23 protein-coding genes and 1 other RNA gene are annotated in these 25,501 nt (G+C 66.1%); all 24 read left to right on the forward strand.

Going from position 1 to position 25,501, the window contains the following annotated elements:
* Window positions 1–8 precede the first annotated feature (8 nt).
* Window positions 9–530, forward strand: coding sequence for a winged helix DNA-binding protein (locus SIN08_RS12905; protein WP_322451975.1), 522 nt, complete (start codon window positions 9–11; stop codon window positions 528–530).
* A gap of 139 nt (window positions 531–669) precedes the next feature.
* Window positions 670–876 (forward strand): hypothetical protein, encoded by a 207-nt coding sequence (locus SIN08_RS12910; protein WP_322451976.1) that lies wholly within the window; start codon window positions 670–672, stop codon window positions 874–876.
* A gap of 204 nt (window positions 877–1,080) precedes the next feature.
* Window positions 1,081–1,791: a DnaJ family molecular chaperone gene (locus tag SIN08_RS12915; RefSeq protein WP_322451977.1), complete on the forward strand. Its 711-nt coding sequence runs from the start codon at window positions 1,081–1,083 to the stop codon at window positions 1,789–1,791.
* Complete coding sequence (locus SIN08_RS12920; RefSeq protein WP_322451978.1) at window positions 1,788–2,552, forward strand: N-acetylmuramoyl-L-alanine amidase; 765 nt, start codon at window positions 1,788–1,790, stop codon at window positions 2,550–2,552. Before SIN08_RS12915 ends, SIN08_RS12920 begins: the two co-directional genes overlap by 4 nt.
* A 152-nt stretch (window positions 2,553–2,704) precedes the next feature.
* A complete protein-coding gene (locus tag SIN08_RS12925; protein WP_322451979.1) occupies window positions 2,705–3,352 on the forward strand; it encodes a lytic transglycosylase domain-containing protein in 648 nt (215 codons plus the stop codon).
* A 54-nt stretch (window positions 3,353–3,406) separates the two neighbouring features.
* Window positions 3,407–3,836: RNase P RNA component class A (gene rnpB, locus SIN08_RS12930), an RNA gene on the forward strand.
* 471 nt (window positions 3,837–4,307) lie between these two features.
* The gene (mraZ, locus tag SIN08_RS12935; protein WP_322451980.1) at window positions 4,308–4,772 is read left to right on the forward strand and encodes a division/cell wall cluster transcriptional repressor MraZ; all 465 of its coding nucleotides are present in this window, start codon (window positions 4,308–4,310) and stop codon (window positions 4,770–4,772) included.
* The gene (rsmH, locus tag SIN08_RS12940; RefSeq protein WP_322451981.1) at window positions 4,769–5,794 is read left to right on the forward strand and encodes a 16S rRNA (cytosine(1402)-N(4))-methyltransferase RsmH; all 1,026 of its coding nucleotides are present in this window, start codon (window positions 4,769–4,771) and stop codon (window positions 5,792–5,794) included. Before mraZ ends, rsmH begins: the two co-directional genes overlap by 4 nt.
* 2 nt (window positions 5,795–5,796) lie before the next feature.
* Entirely contained in the window at window positions 5,797–6,168 is a 372-nt protein-coding gene (gene ftsL / locus SIN08_RS12945) for a cell division protein FtsL (protein ID WP_322451982.1), read from the forward strand.
* On the forward strand, window positions 6,168–7,886 hold the full coding sequence (locus SIN08_RS12950) for a penicillin-binding protein 2 (protein ID WP_322452165.1): 1,719 nt from the start codon (window positions 6,168–6,170) through the stop codon (window positions 7,884–7,886). The genes ftsL and SIN08_RS12950 overlap by 1 nt, the downstream gene beginning before the upstream one ends.
* A gap of 48 nt (window positions 7,887–7,934) precedes the next feature.
* Window positions 7,935–9,389 carry a UDP-N-acetylmuramoyl-L-alanyl-D-glutamate--2,6-diaminopimelate ligase gene (locus SIN08_RS12955; RefSeq protein ID WP_322451983.1) on the forward strand — a complete coding sequence of 485 codons (1,455 nt, stop codon included), beginning with the start codon at window positions 7,935–7,937 and terminating at the stop codon, window positions 9,387–9,389.
* Window positions 9,386–10,816 (forward strand): UDP-N-acetylmuramoylalanyl-D-glutamyl-2,6-diaminopimelate--D-alanyl-D-alanine ligase, encoded by a 1,431-nt coding sequence (locus tag SIN08_RS12960; protein WP_322451985.1) that lies wholly within the window; start codon window positions 9,386–9,388, stop codon window positions 10,814–10,816. Before SIN08_RS12955 ends, SIN08_RS12960 begins: the two co-directional genes overlap by 4 nt.
* 35 nt (window positions 10,817–10,851) lie before the next feature.
* Complete coding sequence (mraY, locus tag SIN08_RS12965; RefSeq protein WP_322451986.1) at window positions 10,852–11,934, forward strand: phospho-N-acetylmuramoyl-pentapeptide-transferase; 1,083 nt, start codon at window positions 10,852–10,854, stop codon at window positions 11,932–11,934.
* A gap of 13 nt (window positions 11,935–11,947) precedes the next feature.
* Window positions 11,948–13,351, forward strand: a complete 1,404-nt coding sequence (gene murD, locus SIN08_RS12970) for a UDP-N-acetylmuramoyl-L-alanine--D-glutamate ligase (protein ID WP_322451987.1) — start codon at window positions 11,948–11,950, stop codon at window positions 13,349–13,351.
* Window positions 13,348–14,502, forward strand: a complete 1,155-nt coding sequence (gene ftsW, locus SIN08_RS12975) for a putative lipid II flippase FtsW (protein WP_322451988.1) — start codon at window positions 13,348–13,350, stop codon at window positions 14,500–14,502. Before murD ends, ftsW begins: the two co-directional genes overlap by 4 nt.
* Window position 14,503: 1 nt before the next feature.
* Window positions 14,504–15,631: an undecaprenyldiphospho-muramoylpentapeptide beta-N-acetylglucosaminyltransferase gene (murG, locus tag SIN08_RS12980; protein ID WP_322451989.1), complete on the forward strand. Its 1,128-nt coding sequence runs from the start codon at window positions 14,504–14,506 to the stop codon at window positions 15,629–15,631.
* The gene (gene murC / locus SIN08_RS12985) at window positions 15,628–17,025 is read left to right on the forward strand and encodes a UDP-N-acetylmuramate--L-alanine ligase (protein ID WP_322451990.1); all 1,398 of its coding nucleotides are present in this window, start codon (window positions 15,628–15,630) and stop codon (window positions 17,023–17,025) included. The genes murG and murC overlap by 4 nt, the downstream gene beginning before the upstream one ends.
* Window positions 17,022–17,984 (forward strand): UDP-N-acetylmuramate dehydrogenase, encoded by a 963-nt coding sequence (murB, locus tag SIN08_RS12990; protein WP_322451991.1) that lies wholly within the window; start codon window positions 17,022–17,024, stop codon window positions 17,982–17,984. The genes murC and murB overlap by 4 nt, the downstream gene beginning before the upstream one ends.
* A gap of 297 nt (window positions 17,985–18,281) precedes the next feature.
* Entirely contained in the window at window positions 18,282–19,208 is a 927-nt protein-coding gene (locus SIN08_RS12995) for a D-alanine--D-alanine ligase (protein WP_322451992.1), read from the forward strand.
* A complete protein-coding gene (locus SIN08_RS13000) occupies window positions 19,196–20,083 on the forward strand; it encodes a cell division protein FtsQ/DivIB (protein WP_322451993.1) in 888 nt (295 codons plus the stop codon). Before SIN08_RS12995 ends, SIN08_RS13000 begins: the two co-directional genes overlap by 13 nt.
* The gene (gene ftsA, locus SIN08_RS13005) at window positions 20,080–21,390 is read left to right on the forward strand and encodes a cell division protein FtsA (RefSeq protein ID WP_322451994.1); all 1,311 of its coding nucleotides are present in this window, start codon (window positions 20,080–20,082) and stop codon (window positions 21,388–21,390) included. The genes SIN08_RS13000 and ftsA overlap by 4 nt, the downstream gene beginning before the upstream one ends.
* A 63-nt stretch (window positions 21,391–21,453) precedes the next feature.
* Entirely contained in the window at window positions 21,454–23,145 is a 1,692-nt protein-coding gene (gene ftsZ, locus SIN08_RS13010) for a cell division protein FtsZ (RefSeq protein WP_322451995.1), read from the forward strand.
* Between the two features lie 276 nt (window positions 23,146–23,421).
* Window positions 23,422–24,372 (forward strand): UDP-3-O-acyl-N-acetylglucosamine deacetylase, encoded by a 951-nt coding sequence (gene lpxC, locus SIN08_RS13015; RefSeq protein WP_322451996.1) that lies wholly within the window; start codon window positions 23,422–23,424, stop codon window positions 24,370–24,372.
* Between the two features lie 251 nt (window positions 24,373–24,623).
* Window positions 24,624–25,493 (forward strand): outer membrane protein assembly factor BamD, encoded by an 870-nt coding sequence (locus SIN08_RS13020; RefSeq protein ID WP_322451997.1) that lies wholly within the window; start codon window positions 24,624–24,626, stop codon window positions 25,491–25,493.
* The last annotated feature ends 8 nt before the right edge of the window (window positions 25,494–25,501 follow it).

Raw genomic sequence — 25,501 nt, forward strand, 5'->3', positions numbered from 1 at the left:
AGGTATCCATGACTGAGCAAGAGAAGTCCATCGGTCCCGTCGTGGCGGCGGAGCATCTTGCCGCCGGCGCCATGCCCGCGCTGTCCGAGATCGAGTTCGCGATGACGTTGATGCACCACTCCTTCCAGCGCTGGATGGTGCGCTGCATGACGGCGGCCGGGGTGCCGGGCCTACAGCCCGTGGCCGTGCACCTTCTGCACGCGGTGGCACACCGGGGGCGGGCGAAGACGCTCTCGGAGCTTTGCATGATGTTCAACATAGAGGACACCCATGTGGTGACCTATGCCGTCAAGAAGCTCGCCGCTCTCGGACTGGTGAAGAGCAGCCGGCGCGGCAAGGAGAAGACCATCGAGGCGACCGAAAAGGGCCTCGAGGCCTGCCGCCGCTACCATCAGGTGCGCGAGGCGCTGCTGGTGGACAGCATCAAGCGGCTGAAGCTGGACGAGGAAGCCCTGTCCAACATCGCCGCGACGATGCGCACCATCTCCGGCCAGTACGACCAGGCGGCGCGCAGCGCGGCGATCCTGTGAGGCCGCAAAGCCGGCGTGGCGGATGCGGTTCGGGCCGGTAATGTAAATGACGGTCATCCAATGTGAGGAAACTCAAGAGGCTGGTGCGCATTCCCCGTGCGGCTGCCCGTCTGAGGGCGTCGTCAAAAGGAGGTACGCAATGAGCAAGTTTCTCACCGGTCTCGTGTCTGCGGCTGCGCTTTTCGGGCTTGCGGCCTGCGGTGACGCGGACGAAACCACGACACAGAGTGTCGAACCCGATCCCACTGAACAAACGGCCCCGTTGGATGAGCCGGCGACCGGCGCCGACGATACCACGACCCAGGGCCTCGAACCCGATACCGGGGAAGACACGATGAACCAGTAAGCGTCGCACGGACGCTTTTGCGGCCCGGACGGCATGGACATGCGGCGCGGGGCCGCGCCTTAAGTGCGAAAGCACCGGGTCTGCACAAACCGGAAAAAGCTTACCCTGACCCGCAGGGAGCGCGGTTGTCGTTTCCCGCGGGTGCCCGGCGTAGCGAAAATCCGGCCTCGCAATGGGCATCGAATGGCATTAGAAGTGCCTTCGATGTCCACTTTCGCCCGCCTTTCCGATCTTTTCGTGCGCCTGTCCGGCAGCGCACTGACGGCCCTGGTGGATGCGGTGCGCACGGTCTTCGGCGGCGATCCGCAGCTCAGGCGCCAGGTCGCCTTCTCCATTGCCCTCATCGCGCTTTCGGCCAAGATGGCCAAGGCGGACGGTGTCGTGACGCAAGCGGAAGTGCGCGCGTTTCACGAGATCTTCTCGGTGCCGCGCGAGGAACTGCGCAACGTCGCCCGCCTCTACGATCTGGCCAAGAAGGACGTGGCCGGCTTCGAGGCCTATGCCCGGCAGATGGCCGGCCTGTGCGGTTCGGGCGTGCCGAACTGCGCCATGCTCGAGGATATCCTCGACGGCCTCTTCCACATCGCCAAGGCCGACGGGGTCCTCCACGAGCGCGAGGAGGCCTTTCTGGCGCGCGTCGCCGAAATCTTCGCGATCGACGAAAACGAGTTCGCGCAGATCCGCGCGCGCCACGTCGGCCCCGGCAAGGCGGATCCGTATGTGGTTCTGGGCCTGCCGCGCGAGGCGACCTTCCAGGACATCAGGCGCCGCTACCGGCAGCTCGTGGCCGAGAATCATCCCGATCGCATGATCGCTCGCGGCGTGCCGGAGGAGTTCGTCGCCATCGCCAACAGCCGTCTGGCGGCGCTCAACGTCGCCTATGAGCAGTTGACCAAGAGCCGGCGGTCGGCATGAACCCCTTTGCCGCCGAGTATGCGCGGGCGCGGGTGGATCCCTCGCCCAATTGCGGCAAGCGTCGCGGCGGCGTGAGGCCGGATGCGCTCATCCTCCACTACACCGGCATGGAAAGCGCAGAGGCGGCGCAGAAACGCCTGTGCGCTCCGGATTCCGAGGTTTCGGCGCACTACCTGGTCCATGAGGACGGGAATGTCGTGCAGATGGTGCGCGAAGAGGCGCGTGCCTGGCATGCGGGCCGCTCCAGCTGGCGGGGCGTGGAAGACGTCAACTCCTTTTCGATCGGGATCGAGATCGTCAATCCCGGCCATGACAAAGGCTACCCGGATTTTCCGGAACCCCAGATCGAGGCGTTGATCGCGCTTTGCCGGGACGTGTGCCGGCGCCACGCCATCCCGCCGCAAAGGGTGCTGGGCCACTCGGACGTGGCGCCCGGCCGCAAGGTCGACCCGGGCGAAAAGTTTCCCTGGGACCGCCTGGCGCGCGAAGGGGTCGGCCATTACGTGCCCCCGGCGCCGCCGTGTGCGGGGAAGGCTCTTGCCGAGGGCGATGCGGGCCAAGCCGTGGCGGAACTGCAGGCCACGCTTGCGGCATATGGCTACGGTCTCGATGAGACCGGCGTCTATGACGGACGGACCGCCGTGGTCGTCTCTGCCTTCCAGCGCCATTTCCGGCCGGCGCGGATCGACGGAGTGGCCGACCCTTCAACGCGCGACACGCTCGCCCGGCTGATCGCTGCCCTCCCACAGATACCGGGCTGATCCCCTCTAACTGTTTCAAACTGTAACTATTTATTACCCCATAGGCCGTTTTTGGCTCAACTTCGCCTGCAAAGACCCGCCCGAACCGGGCCGGTCCCTTCGGCCCCAAATCAAGGTAAGCCGCAATTTCGCGGCAGAAAAAACGGATAGTGATGCAGGTCAAGATTTTGATTGCTGCGGCGATCGCCGTTGGGGCGATGATGGCCGTTTCCAATGCTCAGGACAATTCTTCCAAGGCGCCGTCCGATGAATCGGTGAAAGCGGATGCCGAGGAGGCAAAGGCGGAAACGCTAGGCGATCTGATGAAACGCGTGTTGCGGGCCGGCGATGCCACTGCCCACCTCACGACAGGCAGCGTGCGCAAACGCATATCTCAAAAGAAGGCGAAGGCCGACGGACAGCCGAAGGCCGACACGTCGGACAACTCCCGCCCCTATCACGACATCGTTTCGCGCTATGCCGCCGAATACGGCGTGCCGGTCAACCTGGCGCATGCCGTCATCACCATCGAGAGCAACTACCGCGCTTCCGCGCGCGGCCGGGCCGGCGAGGTCGGTCTCATGCAGATCAAGCCGTCGACGGCGCGCGGCATGGGCTATGGCGGCTCGGTGAAGGGGCTCTACGATCCCGACACGAACATCCGCTTCGGCATGAAATACCTGGCCAAGGCCTATCAGCTCGGCAACGGCAGCACCTGCGGCGCCATCCTTCGCTACAATGCCGGCCACGGCGCCCGCCGCATGAACTCGATTTCCTCGGCTTATTGCAGCAAGGTCAAGAGCCTGCTGGGGACGAGCTGATCGAGCAGCGGCAGGCATTGCCTTTCGCATCGCGAATCCCTTTATAGGGAGGGACCAGCCGGTCGGACGGCCGCACGCCAAGCGCTCGAAAGGGCAGTGCGTGAGGAAAGTCCGGGCTCCACGGAAACACGGTGCCGGGTAATGCCCGGCGGGGGTGACCCCAGGGAAAGTGCCACAGAAAGCAGACCGCCCCGCCCTTGTGTGGCCTCGCGAGAGGCCGAAATGCGGACGGGGTAAGGGTGAAAGGGTGGGGTAAAAGCCCACCGCGCGTCTGGCAACAGGCGTGGCACGGTAAACCCCACCGGGAGCAAGACCGAATAGGAACGGCGCGAAGGGCAACCTTCAGGGACAGTTTCCGTCCCGACCGTTCGGGTAGGTTGCTTGAGGCCGGCGGCGACGCCGGTCCCAGAGGAATGGCCGTCACGTTGCATCGCTTCCGGGCGGTGCGGCCATACAGAACCCGGCTTACAGACCGGCTGGTCCTACTTTCTTTCCAATCGTTTGCAGTCGTTTCCTGCCTTTTCGATTCACGCTGCCGCCGGTGGTTCTTCCGTCGATGGGGGGCCGGCTGCCTTCCCTTTTTGCGGGCGGCGAACCGTTCTGCGGGCACCCGGCGAATGCGGGAAGCAACAGTAAATGCCACCGTAAGGCTAACCCTTCGTTAGGCTTAACGCGGGATAAAGAGATGATGCCTTGCAAGTCCATGGAATCCGGCAGGAATCCGCGGCTTGTGTTCCTTGTTCCCGTTGACGCCCATACTTGCCCATGTTATCCCATCAAATCAGCCAGGTTATCGTTTCAGTAGGGAGTTCAGGGGCTGTGCTGCCGGATGGGTCCGGCGGCGCGATGCAGTGCTGTGCCCCTGTCGGGGGCGGGGGTCGTGTCGAGGAGTCGCGCACGGGCGCGGTCGGAGAAATGCAGAGGGGCAAGGCGCCACGAATGGCCGCCGCGGATCATGGATCGGTTTCTATCCAATGCGGTCAACAGGATCGACTCGAAGGGACGGGTCTCGGTACCCGCGCACTTTCGGTCGGTGGTCCAGAGGCGCGGCTTCTCCGATCTCTATGCCTTGAGGGCGCTCGACGTGCCGGCGATGGATGTCGGCGGGCCGGATCTCCTGGACCGTTACGAGCAGCGCATCGCGGTGGAGGATCCCTTCCTTCAGACGGCGGACGACATGTCCTTCTTCGTGCATGGGGACGGCAGCTTCCTGAAGCTCGATCAGGACGGGCGCATCACGATCAGCGACTTCGTGCGCGAGCATACGGGGATCACCTCTCAGGTCGCCTTTGTCGGCCGCGGGCTCTTCTTCCAGATGTGGGAGCCGGAACGCCTGCGCGTCCACGGGGAAGAGGTGCGCGCGCGGCTTCTCAAATTACGGCAGCGGGCCTCGCGCGCCCGCGTCGCGGAAACGGAATGATGGCGGGCCCCGGCGGCGAAAGCCCGGCCGGTGGCGGACCGGCCCGCCACATTCCGGTTCTCCTGGACGCCGTGATCGCGGCGCTCGAGCCGTCGCCGGGAAAGGTGATCCTCGACGGTACCTTCGGGGCGGGCGGCTATGCGCGGGCGCTCCTGGAGAGCGGTGCCGACGTGGTGGCGATCGATCGCGACCCGGAGGCGATTGCCGCGGGCAGGCGGCTTGCCGAACAGTTTCCCGACAGATTGCGGCTCACACAGGGGCGCTTCTCGCAGATGGAGGCCATTGCCGGCGGTGCCGTCGACGGCGTGGTGCTCGACGTCGGTGTCTCCTCCATGCAGCTCGACGAGGCCGAGCGCGGCTTCTCCTTCCGCATGGAAGGGCCGCTCGACATGCGCATGGGCAGGCAGGGGCCGAGCGCGGCGGATGTGGTGAACAGGCTGAAGGCGGCGGATCTGGCGCGCATCTTCGGACTTCTGGGCGAGGAGCGCCACGCCGGCCGCGTCGGCCGTGCCATCGAGCGGCGGCGCGCCGAGACCCCGTTCGAGACGACGCGCGACCTCGCCGAAGTCGTGGAGCGGGCGGTCGGGCGCAAGCCTGCCGACAAGATCCATCCCGCAACGCGCGTGTTCCAGGCGTTGCGCATCTTCGTCAATGACGAACTCGGCGAACTTGCACGGGCGCTCTTTGCGGCCGAGCGCATCCTCAAGCCCGGTGGCATGCTGGCCGCCGTTACCTTCCATTCGCTGGAGGACCGGATCGTCAAGCGTTTCCTCGCGGCCCGTTCCGGCGCGCAGGCCGGCTCGCGCCATCTGCCCGAGGCGACGCCGCCGCAGCCGCGCTTCGAAAAGCCGCGCAAGCCGGTGACGCCCGGCAAGGCCGAGACGGAACAGAACCCGCGCGCCCGCTCGGCGCGGCTGCGCGCGGCCCGGCGCACGGACGTGCCGGCGGGAAAAGAGGATCTGGAGAGCCTCGGCGTGCCGGCGCTCTTCGTCACCGCACAACTGGGCGAGAAGGTGAGATAGGCGTGTTCAGGACCAGCGACATCATACTGATTGCGGTCATGCTTTCGGCGGCCGCCTTCACGTACAAGACCAAGCACGACGCGGAAGCCGTGAGGAGCGACATCCGCAGGCTGGAGGCGCAGATCCAGCTCGAGAAGGACGCCATCGACGTTCTGAAGGCGGACTGGAGCCTGTTCACCCAGCCCGGCCGCCTGGCGGCGCTGGCGGAAGCCTATCGCGACGAGCTGGGGCTGGAGGCGCTCGATCCCAAGCAGATCGCCCAAACGGAAGCGCTGCGGCAGATCCCCTTCCGATCCGAGGCCATGGTCGCGGAACAGGGAGCAGAGGGCGCCGATGCGCCCGATCCGACCGTGACGGGGGGCGTACGCCCATGATGAAGGCGGCCTTTTTCGACAGGTGGCGCCGGGGCGGCACGTGTGCCGGCAGCGGTTCCATCGTGGTGAATGGCGCGCGCAGGGCCGCCGGCAGTCGCGGCCAGGGGCGCGTGGTGATGGCCATGGCCATGCTCTTCGGCATCTATGCGGCGATCGGCGGCCGCCTGGTGCATCTGGGCATGATCGAGGAAGAGGCGGTCGAACTGCCGCAAAGCCGCGTCATGGCCTCCCGTCCCGACCTCGTGGACCGCAACGGGGAAGTGCTGGCGACCGATATCAAGACGGCCTCTCTGTTCGCCGAACCGCGTCGTATCGTCGATATCGATTCCGCCATCGAGAAGCTGCAGACGGTGCTGCCGAACCTCGACTACGACGACACCTATCGCCGGCTCGACAGCGATGCGGGGTTCGTGTGGCTGCGCCGGCAGCTTTCGCCGCGCCAGCAGAGCGAAATCCTCTCGCTCGGCGTGCCGGGGCTGGGCTTCCGCACCGAAAAGCGCCGCTTCTACCCTGGCGGCGCGACCGCCTCGCACATTCTCGGTCTCGTCAACGTGGACAACAAGGGCACGGCGGGAATGGAGAAATATGTCGACGAGCAGGGCCTTGCCGATCTCCAGGCGCTGGGCCTTGCAGGGCCGGACACGCTGAAGCCGGTGCGCCTGTCCATCGATCTCAGGGCGCAATACGTGGTGCACGACGAGCTCAGCAAGGCCATGGAGCGTTATCGGACGATCGCCGCCGGCGCCGTCATCCTGAATGCCCGCACGGGCGAGGTGATGGCGATGGCCTCGCTGCCCGATTACGATCCCAACAATCCCTACAACGCGCTCGAGAAGGACCGGCTCAACCGCATGTCCGCCGGTGTCTTCGAGATGGGCTCGACCTTCAAGCTGTTCACCACCGCCATGGCGCTGGACTCGAGGAAAGTCACGCTGAACGACAGCTTCGACGCGTCGCGGCCGCTGCGTTTCGGACGCTTCACCATCAACGATTTCCACGGCAAGCGACGCGTGCTCTCCGTGCCGGAGATCTTCATCTATTCCTCGAATATCGGCACCGCCAAGATGGCCGATGTGGTCGGCATCGAGGGGCATCGTGCGTTCCTCAAGCGCGTCGGCCTTCTCGACCGCATGCCGACGGAACTGCCGGAAGTGGCGCGGCCCACCGAGCCGGCGGAATGGAAGAAGCTCAATTCCATCACCATCTCCTACGGCCACGGCATGGCGACGACCCCGTTGCAGACGGCCGTCGCCGCCGCGGCCATGCTCAATGGCGGTAAGCTCTTTCCGCCGACCTTCCTGCCGCGCAGCGAGGAAGAAGCGGCGGCGGTTGCCGAACAGGTGATCTCGCCCGAGACAAGTGCCAAGATGCGCTATCTCTTCCGGCTCAACGTGGAAAAGGGTTCCGGCGGGCGCGCGGAAGTGCCGGGCTATTATGTCGGCGGCAAGACGGGAACGGCCGAAAAGGTCGTCAACGGCCGTTATTCGCGCGACAAGCGCTTCAACGCCTTCGTAGCCGGGTTCCCCGCCGACGATCCGGACTATCTCGTGCTCGTCATCCTGGACGAACCCAAGCCGGAGGAAGGAAAGTACTATGCCACCGCGGGCATGAACGCCGCGCCGACGGTGCGCAACATTATCCGCCGCGCGGCGCCGATCCTTGGCGTGGAGCCGGATTTCGGCCATGAAGCGGAGGCTCTACTGGTCTCGTATCAGTGATTCCGGCCTGCGGATGCGGGTCATGGCCGAAAAGATGACTGGGGTGCGATGAAGCTGGGTGCGTTTGCCGACATATTGCCACATGAAGGAACAATATCGGACGACATGCATGTTTCCGGTCTTTCATCGGATTCCCGGCGCGTCGGCACGGGAGATCTGTTCTTTGCGCTAGCCGGCGCCAAGGCCGATGGCGCGGCGTTTGCGGGCGAGGCGGCGCGCAAGGGCGCCGCCGCCATCGTGGCGCGGCCCGGTGCAATTCCACAGGATATCGGCGTTCCGGTCATCGAGGTCGATGATCCGCGCCGCGCCCTGGCGCTCGCCGCCGCGCGGCTTTATGCGGGACAGCCGGCCACCATGGTGGCGGTGACGGGCACCAGCGGCAAGACCTCGGTCGCCTCCTTCACGCGGCAGATCTGGGAACAGGCAGGCTTCCCCGCCGCCTCGATCGGCACGACGGGTATCGTAGCGCCGGGACGGGACGATTACGGGGAATTGACCACGCCCGACCCGGTCGCGCTGCACCGGCTTTTGCGGGAATTGAACGAGGCCGGCGTGACCCACGGGGCCATGGAGGCTTCCAGCCACGGGCTCGATCAGCGCCGCGTCGACGGGGTGCGTTTCGCCGCCGGCGGCTTCACCAATCTCGGGCGCGACCACATGGACTACCACCCGACGGTGGAGCACTATCACCGCACCAAGATGCGCCTGTTCGACACGCTCCTGCCGAAGGACGCGCCGGCGGTCATCTTTGCCGACGACGCGTGGTCGGAGGCGACGGAAAAGGCGGCCAGGCAGGCCGGGCTGACGGTGCATACGGTCGGCCGCGGGGGCGGATTGCTTACCCTGAAGCGCGTCGAGCACGAACGTCATCGCCAGCGCGCCGAGGTGGAGCACGAGGGGACCATCCACGAGATCGTCCTGCCGCTCGCCGGTGATTTCCAGATTGCCAACGCGCTGGTCGCGGCGGGGCTTGCCATCGCCACCGGCCTTTCGGCCGATCAGGCGCTCATGGCGCTCGAGCATCTCAAGGGCGCCTCCGGACGGCTCGAGCTTGCCGGTACGGCGAACAACGGCGCCCAATGCTACGTCGACTACGCGCACAAGCCAGAGGCCCTGGAAAACGTTCTCCTGGCGGTCAGGCCGTTCACGACCGGACGCGTTGTCGTCGTGTTCGGTTGCGGCGGCGACCGCGACCGGGGAAAGAGGCCCATCATGGGCGAGATCGCCAGGCGGCTTGCGGACCTGGTGATCGTCACCGACGACAACCCGCGCTCGGAAGACCCCGCGGAGATCCGCGCCGCGATTCTCGCGGCCGTGCCTGCAGCGCAGGAGATCGGCGACCGGCGCGAGGCGATCCGTACCGCCGTCGGCATGCTCGAGACCGGCGACACGCTGATCGTCGCCGGCAAGGGCCACGAGCACGGGCAGGAGATCGCCGGACGAAAATATCCCTTTTCGGATCACGAGGAGGTGCGACGGGCACTGGAGGAGACAGGGGTGTGACGTTTCTTTGGGACACACAGGCGCTGCTGGCCGCAACGGGCGGCCGGCCTCTCGGCAACGTTCCCGAGGGGGTGACGGGCATATCCATCGACACCCGCACGCTCGAACGGGGCGAGGCGTTCTTCGCCATCAAGGGCGAACGGTTCGACGGCCACGACTTTGCCACGGGAGCCATGGCGGCTGGCGCCGAACTGCTCGTCGTTTCGGAGGAAAAGCTGCCGGCGCTCGGACGGCTGTCCGTGCCGAAGATCGTCGTGCCGGACGTGCTGAAGGCGCTGGAAGGGCTTGCCGCGGCGGCGCGCGCGCGCACCAAGGCCAAGGTGATCGCCGTCACCGGTTCGGCCGGCAAGACCACGACCAAGGAGATGCTGCGCCATGCCCTTTCCGGTTTCGGCAAGGTGCATGCGGCCGACCGATCCTTCAACAATCATTGGGGTGTGCCGCTGACGCTGGCGCGCATGCCCGACGATTGCGACTATGCTGTCTTCGAGATCGGCATGAACCATGCCGGCGAGATCGCGCCGCTGACCAGGCTCGTGAAACCGCAGACGGCGATCGTCACCATGATCGCCGCGGCCCATCTCGGCCATTTCAAGAGCCTGGACGCAATCGCCGAGGCGAAGGGGGAAATCCTTTCCGGCGTGGCCGCGGGCGGGCATGCGCTGCTCAATCGTGACGACCAGCGCTTCAAGATCCTGTCCAAGATGGCCGGCGAGGCCGGCATCAAGAACGTCTGGAGCTTCGGCGAAAACACGCGCGCCCAGTTCAGGCTGATCGACTGGCAGCAGGAGGAGGAGGGCTCGGCGGTCACGGTGAAGATCGCCGGCCAGGAGATGACGGGCCGGATCGGCGTGCCCGGCCGACACATGGTGCAGAACGCGCTGGCCGCCCTCGGGGCCGGCTATCTGGCCGGCGCGGATGCGGAAAAGATGCTCGCGGCACTGGCCGATTTCACCGCCGAGGAGGGCCGGGGCAAACGCCATCGGCTCAAGGCCGGTGCCGGTGCCTTCACCCTGATCGACGAAAGCTACAACGCCAATCCGGCGTCCATGCGCGCGGCGATGCAACTGTTGGCGGCGACACCCGTCGGCGAGGAGGGGCGGCGGATCGCGGTGCTTGGGGACATGCTGGAACTGGGCGAGCATTCGGCGAAGCTGCACGCCGCCCTTGGCGATCTGATCGCCGCTTCGAGCGTCGATCTCCTTCTGCTCGGCGGCCCAGAAATGAAGAGGCTGGCCGACAACGTGCCGTCCGGGCCCCAGGTGGAGTATCGCGAGTCGGCGGAAGAACTCCGGCCGCTGCTTCTCAAGACGGTAAGGCCGGGGGATGCGATCGTCATCAAGTCATCGAAGGGCATCGGCTTTTCCGGCCTGGTCGACGCGCTCATCAAAAACTTTCCGGCGGCCGAAGAGCCGGCACGGACCTAGCGGAGCCGGACAGGCCCGCGCGGGGGATTTTTCTCATGCTAATGCTTCTTGTACAATTCGCCGACGAGTTCTCGGTCTTCAACGTCTTTCGCTACATCACCTTCCGCACCGGCGGGGCGCTGATCACATCGGCCGTCATCGTCTTCCTGTTCGGCCCGGCGATCATCAACTCGCTGCGCGTGCGCCAGGGGCGCGGACAGCCGATCCGGGCCGACGGCCCGCAGACCCATTTCAAGAAGGCGGGGACGCCCACCATGGGCGGCCTGATGATCCTGTGCGGGATCCTCGGTGCATCCCTCCTGTGGGCCAACCTGTCGAGCGTCTATGTATGGACCGTCTTGATGGTGACGGTCGGCTTCGGCGCCATCGGCTTTTACGACGACTATCTGAAGGTGACGAAGCAGTCGCATCTGGGCTTTTCGGGCAAGGTGCGCCTGGCGCTCGAATTCGTGATCGCGGGCCTTGCCGCGTGGGTGATCATGCGGGCCGGGCAGGCCCCGTTCTCCTCCTCGCTCACCTTTCCCTTCTTCAAGGAACTGCTCCTCAATCTCGGTATCTTCTTCATTCCCTTCGCCGCCTTCGTCATCGTCGGCGCGGGCAATTCGGTCAATCTGACCGACGGTCTGGACGGGCTGGCGACGGTGCCGGTGATGGTGGCTGCGGCCTCCTTCGGCGTGATCGCCTATCTTTCGGGCAATGCGATCTTCGCCGATTACCTGCAGATCCACTTCGTGCCCGGTACGGGCGAGCTTGCCGTCATCCTGGGGGCGGTGATCGGCGCCGGGCTCGGCTTCCTCTGGTTCAATGCGCCGCCGGCGGCGATCTTCATGGGCGATACGGGCTCGCTGGCGCTGGGCGGCCTCATCGGAACCGTCGCGGTCGCCACCAAGCATGAGATCGTGCTGGCCATCATCGGCGGCTTGTTCGTGGTGGAGATCCTCTCCGTCATCATCCAGGTCGCCGTCTTCAAGATGAGTGGGAAGCGCGTCTTCCTCATGGCGCCCATCCATCATCATTTTGAGAAGCTCGGCTGGACGGAAAGCCAGGTGGTGATCCGCTTCTGGATCATCGCCGTGCTCCTGGCGCTGATCGGCCTTTCGACGCTGAAGCTGCGGTAGGAGGCCCCGCCGCATGATCCCCGTCTCCACCTTCGCGGGAAAGACCATCGCCGTCTTCGGCCTTGGAGGTTCCGGCATTGCGACGGCGAAGTCGCTGCTTGAGGGCGGTGCCTCGGTGATCGTCTGGGACGACAATCCCGAAAGCGTGGCGCGCGCCCGGGCGGACGGTGTGGAAGCTGCCGACCTGCGTGAAACGGACTGGAACGAGATCGACGCGCTGGTGCTTTCGCCCGGCGTGCCGCTCACCCATCCGCGGCCGCATTGGAGCGTGGATCTCGCGCACACGGCGGGCGTGGAGGTCATCGGCGACGTGGAGCTGTTCGCGCGCGAGCGGCGGGCACGGGCGCCGACGGCACCGTTCGTCGCCGTTACCGGCACCAATGGCAAATCGACCACCACCGCGCTGATCGCGCATGTGCTCGAATCGGCCGGCCGCGACACGCAGATGGGCGGCAACATCGGCAAGGCAGTCCTCAGCCTGGCGCCACCTCAACCCGGCCGGCACTATGTGGTGGAATGCTCCTCCTATCAGATCGACCTGGCGCCGACGTTCGATCCCTCGGTCGGCATCCTTCTCAACCTGTCGCCGGACCATCTCGACCGCCACGGCACGATGGCGAACTACGTTGCCGTCAAGAAACGGCTGGCGGCCGGAAGCGAGACGGCGATTGTCGGTGTCGACGACGCCCATTGCCGGGCCATTGCCGACCGGCTGGAAAAGGACGGCCGCAAGGTGATTCGCATCTCCGTCGCCCACGCGCTGGACGACGGGTTCTTCGCGGACGGTGCGGCATTGATGCGTGCCTCTTCGGGAAGAGCCGAAAAGCTTCTTTCGCTGCAGGGGATCGGCGCGCTGCGCGGACGGCACAATGCGCAGAATGCGCTCGCCGCCGCGGCGGCCTGCCTTTCCTGCGGGCTCACCGTTGCCGAGGTCGAGGCGGGTTTCAAGAGCTTTCCGGGGCTTGCCCACCGCATGGAGCAGGTGGCACGGCGGGGGCACGTCCTCTTCGTCAACGATTCGAAGGCCACCAACGCCGATGCAGCGGCACCGGCGCTGTCCAGCTTCCCGCGCATCTACTGGATCGCCGGCGGGCTGCCGAAACAGGGCGGCATCGAAAGCCTGAAGCCGTTTTTCCCGCGCATCGCCAAGGCCTATCTCGTCGGCGAGGCCACGCCGGCCTTCGCGGCCGCGTTGAAGGGGGAGACCGACTACGAGATTTCGGGTACCATCGACGCCGCCGTCGAGCACGCCGCGCGGGATGCGGCGAGTGATCCCGCGGAAGAGGCGGTGGTTCTGTTGTCGCCGGCCTGTGCGAGTTTCGATCAGTTCAGGAATTTCGAGGTGAGGGGCGATGCCTTCCGCGCGGCGGTGCTATCGCTGCCCGATATCGAGCCCATTGGGGAGAAGAGGGGATGATCAGTCGTACCGACCGCAGTCTCGTGGCCAACTGGTGGTGGACCGTGGACCGCTGGTTCCTTGCCGCCTTTCTCCTGCTCATGGGAATCGGCGTGGTGCTTTCCTTTGCCGCAAGCCCGGCGGTGGCCGAGCGCATCGGGCTGGAAAGCTTTCATTTCGTCACACGCCAGATCGTATTCATGGTGGGGGCCGGCGTGGTGATGATCGGCGTCTCCTTCCTGGAGCCGCGTCATGTGCGCCGACTCGCGCTCCTCATACTGGCCGGTTCGCTCGTGCTGATGGTCGTCACGCTCTTCGTCGGCATGGAGGTGAAGGGCTCGCGGCGCTGGATCCACTTGTTCGGCCTGTCGATCCAGCCTTCGGAATATCTGAAGCCGGCCTTCGTCGTCATTTGCGCCTGGCTGTTCGCCGAGCATGCGCGCCAGCCGGAGATCCCGGGAAACCTGTTCGCCATGCTGCTTCTCGGCCTCGTGGTGGCGCTGCTCGTCGCCCAGCCCGACCTCGGCCAGACCATACTTGTGTTGGGCACCTGGGGGGCGATGTTCTTCATCGCCGGCATGCCGTGGCTGTGGATCATCGTACTCGGCGCGGTGGGCGCAGGGGGGGCGGTGGCGGCCTACGCAACTTTCCCGCACGTGGCCGAGCGCATCGACCGCTTCATCACCGGCGAGGGCGATACCTACCAGGTGGATATGAGCCTGGATGCGATCACGCGGGGCGGCTGGCTCGGCCAGGGACCGGGCGAGGGATCCGTCAAGCGCATCCTGCCCGACAGCCACACGGACTTCGTCTTCGCCGTGGCGGGCGAGGAGTTCGGCATCATCATGTGCCTCATCATCCTGACGCTCTTTGCCTTCGTGGTGATGCGCGGGCTGGCGCTCGCGCGCAAGGAGGGCGACGACTTCACGCGTTATGCGCTTTCCGGGCTGGTCATCCTGTTCGGCTTCCAATCGATCATCAACATAGCGGTGAACGTGCGCATGATGCCGGCCAAGGGCATGACGCTGCCCTTCATCTCCTATGGCGGCTCGTCGCTGATCGCCATGGCGATCTCCATGGGATTCGTGCTGGCGCTCGCCCGCCGGCGGCCGGAAAAGCGCCGGCCCATGAGCCTTTCCAGCGTTTCCGGTCGGGCGGCGGCGGCCGGCTGACATGAAGGCTGGAACCGTTCTCCTGTGCGCCGGCGGCACCGGCGGGCACCTGTTCCCGGCCGAGGCACTGGCGCATGCGCTGATTGCGCGCGGCTGGACGGTGCACCTGGCGACGGACGCTCGCGCCCGCCGCTTCGCCGAGGAGTTTCCCGCCGCGGCGGTTCACGCCATCGATGCGGCCACGGTCAGCGGGCGCAATCCGATTGCCCTCATCCGCAGCGGACTGACCATATGGCGGGGCGTGCGACAGGCCTCCGCCCTGATCGCGCGGCTGAAGCCGAAGGCGGTAGTCGGCTTCGGCGGCTATCCCACGCTTCCGCCGCTCTATGCCGCCACCCGGCGCGGCGTTCCGACACTGATCCACGAGCAGAACGCCGTCATGGGCCGGGCGAACCGGGCGCTGGCGGCGCGCGTCACCGGCATCGCCGGCGGATTCCTGCGCGCGGACGAGGGGCGTTTAGCCGACAAAACCGTGATCACCGGCAACCCCGTGCGTCCCGCCATCCTCGAAGCGGCGAAAACGCCCTATGCACCGCGGGGCGGGGGAGAGACGTTCCGGCTGCTGGTCTTCGGCGGCAGCCAGGGCGCGCAATATTTCTCTCAAGTTGTGCCGGAAGCCCTCAGGCTTCTGCCCGAGGCGGCGCGCGAACGTTTGCATGTGACCCAGCAGGCGCGGGTCGAGGACGAGGCGGCGGTGCGCGGGGCCTTCGCCGAGCTCGGCGTGGAAGCCGATGTCTCGCCCTTCTTCGCCGATATGGCCGAACGCATCGCCGCGGCCCATCTCGTCATGTCGCGCTCGGGCGCGTCGACGGTCTCGGAGATCGCCGTCATCGGCAGGCCGGCGCTGCTGGTTCCCTATCCGCACGCGCTCGACCATGACCAGGCCGCCAACGCCGCGGCGCTGGAGGAAGCGGGCGGCGCGGAGATCGTGCCGCAGGAAAAGCTTACGCCGGAGCGCCTGCGCGGGCTTCTGGAAGCGGCCGTCGCAGCACCGGACAAGCTCGCCGCCATGGCGGCTGCGGCGCGCGATGCGGGGCGGCCGGATGCCGCCGCATTGCTTGCCGACCTGACAGAGGCTATTGCCTCGGGCAGTTCGGTGGCCGGTTTCAAGCAAGGAGCGCACGCATGAAGATGCCGCAGACAATCGGAGTCGTGCATTTTATCGGCATCGGCGGCATCGGCATGAGCGGCATCGCCGAGGCGCTGTTCACGCTCGGCTACCGGGTGCAGGGGTCCGACCAGGCGGAAAACGCCAATGTGGAGCGCCTGCGCGAGAAGGGCATCAAGGTTTTTGTCGGCCAGAGGGCGGAGAATCTCGGAGAAGCCGAGGTGGTGGTGATCTCCACGGCCATCAAGCGCGACAATCCGGAGTACCGTGCCGCGCGCGAGCGGCTCCTGCCCATCGTGCGCCGGGCCGAGATGCTGGCGGAGCTGATGCGCTTCCGCCAGGCGGTGGCCATCGGCGGCACGCATGGCAAGACCACGACGACCTCCATGGTGGGGGCGCTTCTGGATGCCGGCGGGCTCGACCCGACGGTGATCAATGGCGGCATCATCAACGCCTACGGCTCCAACGCGCGCATGGGCCAGGGCGACTGGATGGTGGTCGAGGCGGACGAGAGCGACGGCACCTTCCTGAAGCTGCCGGCCGAGATCGCCGTGGTGACCAACATCGATCCCGAGCACCTCGACCATTACGGCTCGTTCGAGCAGGTGCGCGAGGCGTTCCGCAAGTTCGTGGAGAACGTGCCGTTCTACGGTTTCGGCGTCATGTGCATCGACCATCCGGAGGTGCAGGCGCTGGTCCGGCGCATCGAGGACCGCCGCATCGTCACCTATGGCGAGAACCCGCAGGCCGACGTGCGCTTCTTCAACCACCGCATGGACGGCGCCGTCTCCGTCTTCGACGTGACGCTGCGCGGGCGCAAGGCGGAAAGGCCGGAGACGATCCAGGGTCTGCGCTTGCCCATGCCCGGCCGGCACAACGTCTCCAATGCGGTGGCCGCCATCACGGTTGCCCATGAGCTGGGCATCCCTTCCGAAGACATCAGAAAGGGGCTTGCCGCCTTCGGCGGCGTCAAGCGGCGCTTCACGCTCACCGGGACCTGGAACGGCGCGCAGATCTTCGACGATTACGGCCATCATCCGGTGGAAATCCGTGCCGTTCTGCAGGCGGCGCGCGCGGCAAGCGACGGGCGCATCATCGCCATTGCCCAGCCGCACCGCTATACGCGCCTGCGCGACCTGTTCGACGACTTTTCCTCGTGCTTCAACGATGCCGACACGGTTCTGGTGGCGCCGGTCTACACGGCCGGCGAGGCGCCCATCGACGGCATCTCATCCGAAGCGCTTGTGGCCAGCCTCAGGGCGGCGGGCCATCGCGACGCGCGCTTCATTAAAGGGCCGGAAGCCATCGCCCCCCTGGTGCAGGAGATGGCGAAGCCCGGCGACTTCGTCGTCTTTCTCGGGGCCGGCAACATCACGCAATGGGCCTATGCCCTGCCGCGGGAACTCGGGTCATGAGCGGCGCGGCACTCGTTTCGAAGCTTGGCGAGCGGCTTTCCGGCCTGCGCGGCAAGCTGACGCCGGACGCGGGCATGGACAAGATCACCTGGTTTCGCGCCGGGGGAGAGGCGGAGGTGCTTTTCCAGCCGCAGGACGAAGAAGACCTGGCCGCCTTCCTGCGTGCGGTGCCGGAGGAAATCCCCGTCACCGTGGTAGGCATAGGCTCCAACCTTCTGGTGCGCGAGGGGGGCATCAAGGGCTTCGTCGTGCGGCTTTCGGCCAAGGGCTTCGGCCAGGCGGAGACGATCTCACCGACGCGCATCCGGGCGGGTGCGGCGATCCCGGACAAACGCCTTGCCGCCGCCGCGCTCGAAGCGGGGATCGGCGGGTTCCATTTCTACCACGGCATTCCCGGGGCGCTCGGCGGAGCGCTGCGCATGAACGCGGGCGCCAATGGCGTGGAGACGCGCGAGCGTGTGGTGGAGGTCCGCGCGCTCGACCGCAAGGGCGAACTGCATGTCCTGTCCAATGCCGACATGGGCTATGCCTACCGCAAGTCCGCCGCGCCGGGCGACCTGATCTTCACCGCCGCGCTTCTTGAAGGCTACCGCGAGGAGCCCGAGGCGATCCGCGCGGCCATGGATGCGGTGCAGCACCATCGCGAGACGGTGCAGCCGATCCGCGAGAAGACCGGTGGCTCGACCTTCAAGAACCCGCCCGGGAGTTCGGCCTGGGAGGAGGTCGACAAGGCGGGCTGCCGCGGGCTCGTCATCGGCGGCGCGCAGATGTCGCCCATGCACTGCAACTTCATGATCAACACCGGCACGGCGACCGGCTATGATCTGGAATATCTCGGCGAGACGGTGCGCGCGAAGGTGCTGGAGCGTTCGGGCATCCGGCTCGAATGGGAAATCCGGCGGCTCGGCGCCTTCCGGCCGGGCCAGGCGATCGATCCTTTCCTTGGACAGCTCTTGTAGCTTCCCGCAAGCGTTTCCGGTCTTCCGCCTCGGTTGGGCGTCGGCGTGACAGTTGGTGCTCATAATTGCTTTGCGGCGGCGCTGGACGCGCTTGGGCGATCACATTTTGAAATTTTTCCGAAAAATTGAATCGGGCGGAATCTCAAGGCCTTGCCACCGAATCAACTCTCTGATTCTTTGGACATAAGTTTTCCTGATTTGAGTCGGCGCGTTTTTGCCGGAGGGGGCTCCCGAGGGGAGTGAAGGGATTCGAGCGATGAACGCGCCGAAGACTGGTTTGGCCGGAGAGGGCAGCAGGTGAAGAGAAAGCACGTGGCCGTACTGATGGGCGGATTCTCGTCCGAGAGGCCGGTCAGCCTTTCTTCCGGTTCGGCCTGTGCCGACGCCCTCGAAGCAGAGGGATACGCGGTCACGCGGGTGGATGTCGGCCGCGACATCGCGCGCGTTCTCGACGAGCTGCGGCCCGACGTCGCCTTCAACGCCCTGCACGGGCCTTATGGCGAGGACGGCACGATCCAGGGTGTGCTCGAATTTCTGAGCATCCCTTACACGCATTCGGGGGTGCTTGCCTCCGCGCTCGCCATGGACAAGGAGTTGGCGAAGACGGTGGTACGGGCTGCCGGCGTTCCGGTGGCGCAGTCGCGCATCGTGAACCGTCTCGAAGTCGGCGACGAACATCCGATGGAGCCGCCCTATGTCATCAAGCCGGTCAACGAGGGGTCGAGCTTCGGTGTCGTCATCGTGCGCGAGGGGCAGTCGCATCCCCCGCAGTTCCTGCGCTCGACGGAATGGGGCTACGGCAACCGGGTCATGGTGGAGCGCTATGTGCACGGGCGCGAGCTGACCTGTGCCGTGATGGGGGGCAAGGTTCTCGGCGTGTGTGAGATCGTGCCGGTGGGGCATGCCTTTTACGATTATGACTCGAAATATATCCCGGGGGGGTCAAAGCACGAATGTCCGGCGAAAATTTCACCGAATATTTACCAAAAAATACAAACACTGTCCCTCAGGGCGCACGAGGTGATCGGCTGTCGGGGCGTGACCCGTTCCGATTTCCGTTTCGATGACCGTCATTCGGAAGAGGGTGAGTTGATCTGGCTCGAGATCAATACGCAGCCGGGCATGACCCCGACTTCCCTGGTGCCGGAGATCGCCGCCGAGGCCGGCTACGGTTTCGGTGCGCTGTTGAGTTGGATGGTGGAGGACGCGTCTTGTTCGCGTTGAGGTCATACCGGGCCGTTCGTGCGGGTGAAGCGGGCCAAGTGCTGCCGCGCTGGCTGCGCAGGCCGGCGCGCATCATCCAGCGGCTGGAGATCGACCGGATCGAGCCGCCGCGCTTCGCCGCCACGCTGGCGAGCGGCCTGCTTTTCGCGCTTGCGGGTCTCTATGGCGGCATCAAGGGCGGGCACATGGACGAGGCGCTCGGTGCCGTGACTGCGCGGGCCGGCTTCGCCATCGAGAATGTGGACGTCTCCGGCAATCGCGAAACCTCGGAGATCGACGTGCTGCAGCAGATCGGTCTCGACGGCTGGACATCGATGGTCGGCTTCGATGTGAGGGCGGCGCGCGCGCGGATCGTCGGGTTGCCCTGGGTCGAAAACGCCGCCGTCCGCAAGGTCTATCCGGCGACGGTCGAGGTGCGCATCGAGGAGCGCGAGCCGTTCGCGCTGTGGCAGCGCAACGGGCGTGTGTTCGTCATCGAGCGGAACGGCGACGTGATCGCGCCGTTCATGGGCGGGCATCTCGCGTCGCTGCCCCTGGTCATCGGCGCGGGTGCCGATGTGTCGGGGCCGGAATTCATCGAGCGCGTCTCGCGCGTGCGCGGGCTCGACGGTCGGGTGCGCGCCTATGTCCGCCTCGCCGACCGGCGCTGGGACCTGAAGCTCGACAACGGCATGACGATCAAGCTGCCGGAGCACGGCGTCCAGGCGGCCTTGGCCGAGGCGTCCAGGCTCGACGCCGAGTACGCGCTCTTCTCGCGCACCGTCTCGGCGCTGGACCTGCGCCTGCCGGACCGTTTCTTCGTGGCGCTCACGCCGGAGGCTGCCGAGGCGCGCGAAGAGGCGCTCGAAAAGCTCATGAAGGGAGCCAGAATATGAGCTGGTTCCTGGGAGAGCGCGGCGCATCGCAGCGCCGGTCCGGCATCATCACCGTGCTCGACATCGGTTCCAGCAAGGTGTGCTGCATCATCGCGCGCCTTCTGCCGAGCGACGGCGGGCGCGCGCTGTCGCACCGCACCCATCGTATCCAGGTCATCGGTATCGGCCATCAGAAATCGGAAGGCGTGAAATCGGGCGTCATCGTCGATCTCGACCGGGCGGAGCAGGCGGTCCGGCTGTCCGTCGACGCGGCGGAGCGGATGGCCGGGCTGACCGTCGATTCGCTGATCGTCAACGTTTCGGCCGGGCGGCTGAAAAGCGAGACGGCCTCCGCGACGGTGAGGCTGGGCGGACACGAGGCGGCAAAAGCCGATGTCGACCGGGTGCTTGCGGCCGGTGCGCGCCAGGCGCTGAAGGCGGAGCGCGAGGTGGTGCACTCGCTCGCCACTGCCTTCTCGCTCGATTCGGAGCGCGGCATTCGCGATCCCCGCGGCATGATGGGGGACACGCTGGGCGTCGACATGCATTTGGTGACCGCCGACACTGTTCCCCTGCGCAACCTGGAACTGTGCATCAACCGCTCGCACCTCTCGGTAGAGCGCATGGTGGCCACGCCCTATGCGAGTGGCCTTGCGGCGCTGGTGGACGACGAGGCGGAGATGGGGGCTGCCTGCATCGACATGGGCGGTGGCTGCACGACGATTTCGGTGTTTCTCGAAGGCAAGTTCGTCCATGCCGACTCCCTGCCGGTGGGCGGCAGCCACGTGACCATGGACCTGGCGCGCGGGCTTTCCACGCGACTGGAGGACGCCGAGCGCCTGAAGGTCATGCACGGCTCGGCCCTGCCGGTCAGCGCCGACGACCGCGATGTCATCGCCATCCAGCCGATCGGCAGCGACGAGAACGAGGAGCCGCTGCAGGTGCCGCGCGCTGTGATGGCGCGCATCATTCGCGCGCGCATCGAAGAAACGCTGGAGCTGGTGCGCGATAAGCTCAGCCGCTCCGGCTACGGCCATCTGGTCGGGCGCCGGGTGGTGCTGACGGGCGGCGCCAGCCAGCTCACCGGTTTGCCCGAGGCGGCGCGGCGGCTCCTGGGGCGCAATGTGCGCCTGGGGCGGCCGCTTGGCGTGAAGGGATTGCCCGAGGCAGCGAAGGGAGCCGCCTTTGCCGTGCCCGTCGGGCTTCTGATTTATCCCCAGGTGGCGGATTTCGAAAGCCGCATGTCCAAGGGCGGTTTCTTGACCCGCGCGACCGGGACCGGGGGGCGGTTTCAGCGCGTCAGTCAATGGTTGCGTGAGAGTTTTTGACGGGGGAAGGCCCCATACAAGCCGCATCGGCGAGGCGGCGGAAAAGGCGGAAAGGACGAGGATATGAGCATTAATCTGCAAAAGCCGGATATTACCGAGCTGAAGCCCAGGATCACCGTATTCGGTGTCGGCGGCGGCGGCGGCAATGCCGTCAACAACATGATCACGGCCGGCCTGCGGGGCGTGGAATTCGTGGTGGCGAACACCGATGCGCAGGCGCTCACCATGTCCAAGTCCGAGCGCCTCATCCAGCTCGGCGCGAACGTCACCGAGGGGCTCGGCGCCGGATCGCAGCCGGAGGTCGGCCAAGCGGCGGCCGAGGAATGCATCGACGAGATCATGGATCACCTGTCGTCGACGCACATGTGCTTCGTCACCGCGGGTATGGGCGGCGGCACGGGCACGGGGGCGGCCCCCGTGGTGGCGCGCGCGGCCCGCGAGAAGGGGATCCTCACCGTCGGCGTGGTCACCAAGCCGTTCCATTTCGAGGGCCAGCGGCGGATGAAGATCGCCGACTCCGGCATCGAGGAACTGCAGAAGTGCGTCGACACGCTGATCGTCATCCCGAATCAGAACCTCTTCCGCATCGCCAACGACAAGACGACCTTTGCCGACGCCTTCGCCATGGCGGACCAGGTGCTCTATTCCGGTGTCGCCTGCATCACCGACCTGATGGTCAAGGAAGGTCTCATCAACCTCGACTTCGCCGACGTGCGCTCGGTGATGCGCGAGATGGGCAAGGCGATGATGGGCACCGGCGAAGCGTCGGGCGAGGGCCGCGCCATGGCGGCGGCGGAAGCCGCGATCGCCAATCCGCTGCTTGACGAGACCTCGATGCGCGGTGCCAGGGGCCTCCTGATCTCGATCACCGGCGGGCGCGACCTGACCCTGTTCGAGGTCGACGAGGCGGCCACGCGCATCCGCGAGGAGGTCGATCCCGAGGCCAACATCATCCTCGGCGCCACCTTCGACGAGGAGCTGGAAGGGGTCATCCGTGTCTCCGTCGTTGCCACCGGCATCGACAAGTCGGCGGCGGAAATCTCCGCGCCTCCTTCGGCCGTGCGCCAGCCCAACCGGTCGGCCGAGCCGCAGCAGAAGCCCGCCGCGGCCGGGCAGGAAATGCCGGCGCCGGCGCCGGCGCCGCAGTCGCAGCCGCATGCCCAGAGAGTACGGCCGGCCGAGGAGGAGGCCGCAGATCCGGTGGCGGAGGCGATTCGCGCCGCCGAGCACGGTGCGGCCCAGGCGCAGGGTGGCGGTTTCCAGCCGCAGAGCAGGCTCTTCAAACCCAGCCAGCCGCAGCCGGCCCCGGCGGCACGGCCGGCCGCCGCACAGCCGCAGCCGACGCAGGCGGCCGCGCCGCAGCCGGCCCCGACGCCGCAGCAGCAGCCCGAACCGGCGGCCATGCAGCCGCGTATGCCGCGCGTCGAGGACTTTCCGCCCGTGGTTCAAGCCGAGATCGAAGCCGGTCGTGATTCGGGCCATTCCGAACATGAGGAGCGCGGCCCGATGGGCCTGCTCAAGCGTTTGACCCATGGCCTGTCCCGGCGCGAGGAGGACGGCCACGCTGCTTCCCAGCCGCCGGAGCCGCGGCTGCGCCAGGCGGAGCCGCGCCGGCCCGCGGGCAACGAGAGCCAGCTCTACGCGCCGCGTCGCGGCCAGCTCGACGAGCACGGGCGGGTCGCACAGCAGGGCCAGGCGCCGCAGGAGGACGATCAGCTGGAGATTCCTGCCTTCCTCAGAAGGCAGGCGAACTGAGGCGATAACGCAAATTAACAATTGGTAATGAACGGGCGCTGCGGCGCCCGTTCCACCGTTCGAAAAATATTTGTGAATTCAACTAATTATAATCGAAGTTGGAAACGATTATTGCGTAACACAGGGTAAGAAAGCGTGATTTGGCGCGGGCAGTCGGCGACATTATCTTGCGCGACGAAGCAGAGTGGAGCACAGGGCGTTTTTGGGGCTAGTCCATGCTTCATGGAAGAAAAGGCCGTCCGCCTGAGATGACACGCGAACGGTGCGGGCGAGCTGATGGGGATCGAGTTGCTCGAATATCAAACGACTTTGAAATCATCGCTGAGCCTGTCCGGGATCGGCGTTCATAGCGGAAAAGCGGTTTCCATCCACTTCAGCCCGGCGGATGCCGACACGGGTGTCGTCTTCCAGCGCGTCGATGCGGAAGCTTCCGGCCGGATGATCCGGGCACTCGCCTCGGAAGTGGGCGAGACGGATCTGTGCACCGGCCTTGGCGATGTAAAGGGCGACCACGTGGCGACCGTCGAGCATCTGATGGCCGCGCTGTTGGGCATGGGAATCGACAACGTCTCCATCGAGATCGACGGCGCCGAGGTGCCGATCATGGACGGCAGCGCCGCCTCCTTCGTCGAGGCATTCCGGCAGGCGGGGATCCGCACGCTGGACGAGAAGCGACGCTATATCCGTGTCGTCAAACCGGTGCGAATCGATGCCGGCAGTTCATGGGCGGAGTTCCGCCCCTACGACGGCACGCGTTTCGAGGTGGAAATCGATTTCGATACGCCGACGATCGGACGGCAGTCCTTCGCCGCCGACATGACGGCGGAGGTGTTCGCAAAGGAGGTGGCGCGGGCGCGCACCTTCGGCTTCATCAAGGATGTCGAGCGGCTTTGGGCGGCCGGCTTCGCGCTCGGTTCGTCGCTGGAGAACTCCGTCGTGATCGGCGAGGACCACCGCGTGATCAACATGGAGGGGCTGCGCTATCCGGACGAGTTCGTCCGCCACAAGATGCTCGACGCGGTCGGCGATCTGGCGCTTGCCGGCGCGCGTTTCATCGGCTGCTTCCACTCCTATCGCGGCGGGCACCGCCTGAACGCGGCGGCGTTGCGCCACCTTTTGACCGACCACTCCGCATTCGAGATTGTCGAGACCACGCGGCGCGAGCGCGGGCGCGGGGCCGAGATGATCGCCGTCAACGCGCCGGTCTACGCTCCCTGGGTGCTTTAGAGCCTGTAGTCCGTTAGGCTACTAGAGAGGGGCACACACGCCCAAATCGCGAACGTCTAGCAGCCCGGCGATGTCACGCGCCGGCGTGGCCGGGGCGGGGGTGCTGCCGGTTATCCCCGGATATCGCCGCTTTCCAGGCACCGGTGCCACAAAAATGCGCCATTGCGCGCCGATAGCGTTGCCGCGCGCGGCGATTCTGCATTATGACTGCGCGCACATTTTTGTCTCGAACGCCGGAGGGCGTACCGCGAATGTTTTCAGGATGTGCTGCCGAGGCTGATCACCGGCCACGATTTGCTTCGCTGGCGGCTGCGGCCGTGGCCGTGCCGCTGCTTCTGACCGGCTGCAACGCCGAGAAGGATCTCGACCTGTCGTCCACCTATGTCGAGCAGACGGAGCCGGCCGACACCCTGTACAATCAGGGGCTCGCGAACCTGAATGCCGGGCGGATGAAAGAGGCGGTCGCCAAGTTCGAGGCGGTCGACCAGCAGCACCCCTATTCTGAGTTTGCGCGCAAGGCGCTCCTCATGCACACCTTCGCCAATTATCGCCAGGGCAACTACAGCGAGGCGATCGGCAGCGGAGAGCGCTATGTTTCACTCTATCCGACCAGCGAGGACGCGGCTTACGCGCAGTATCTCGTGGGGCTCGCCAATTTCCGCCAGATCCGCGAGGTCACGCAGGACCAGCGCGAGTCGCGGCGTACCATCGAGGCCATGGAGCAAGTAGTTCAGCGCTGGCCCGATTCGGAATATGTGCCGGACGCGCAGGCCAAGATCCGTTACGCGCGCGACCAGCTCGCCGGCAAGGAAATGCAGGTCGGCCGCTACTATCTGGAGCGGCGCGAATACATTGCCGCGATCAAGCGCTTCCGCGGCGTGGTCGAAGATTACTCCGATACCCGGCACGTTGAGGAGGCGCTCGCCCGGCTGACGGAAGCCTATTACGCCATGGGCATCGTCTCGGAAGCGCAGACGGCGGCAGCCGTTCTGGGCCACAACTTCCCCGAAAGCGACTGGTACAAGGACGCCTACGCGCTCCTGCAGTCCGGCGGGCTGGAGCCGCGCGAGAATTCCGGATCGTGGCTTTCCCGGGCCGCTTCGGCCATTACGGGGAGCTGATCGCGCGA

The organism is Chelativorans sp. M5D2P16, from assembly GCF_034427935.1.
Classification (GTDB): domain Bacteria; phylum Pseudomonadota; class Alphaproteobacteria; order Rhizobiales; family Rhizobiaceae; genus Chelativorans.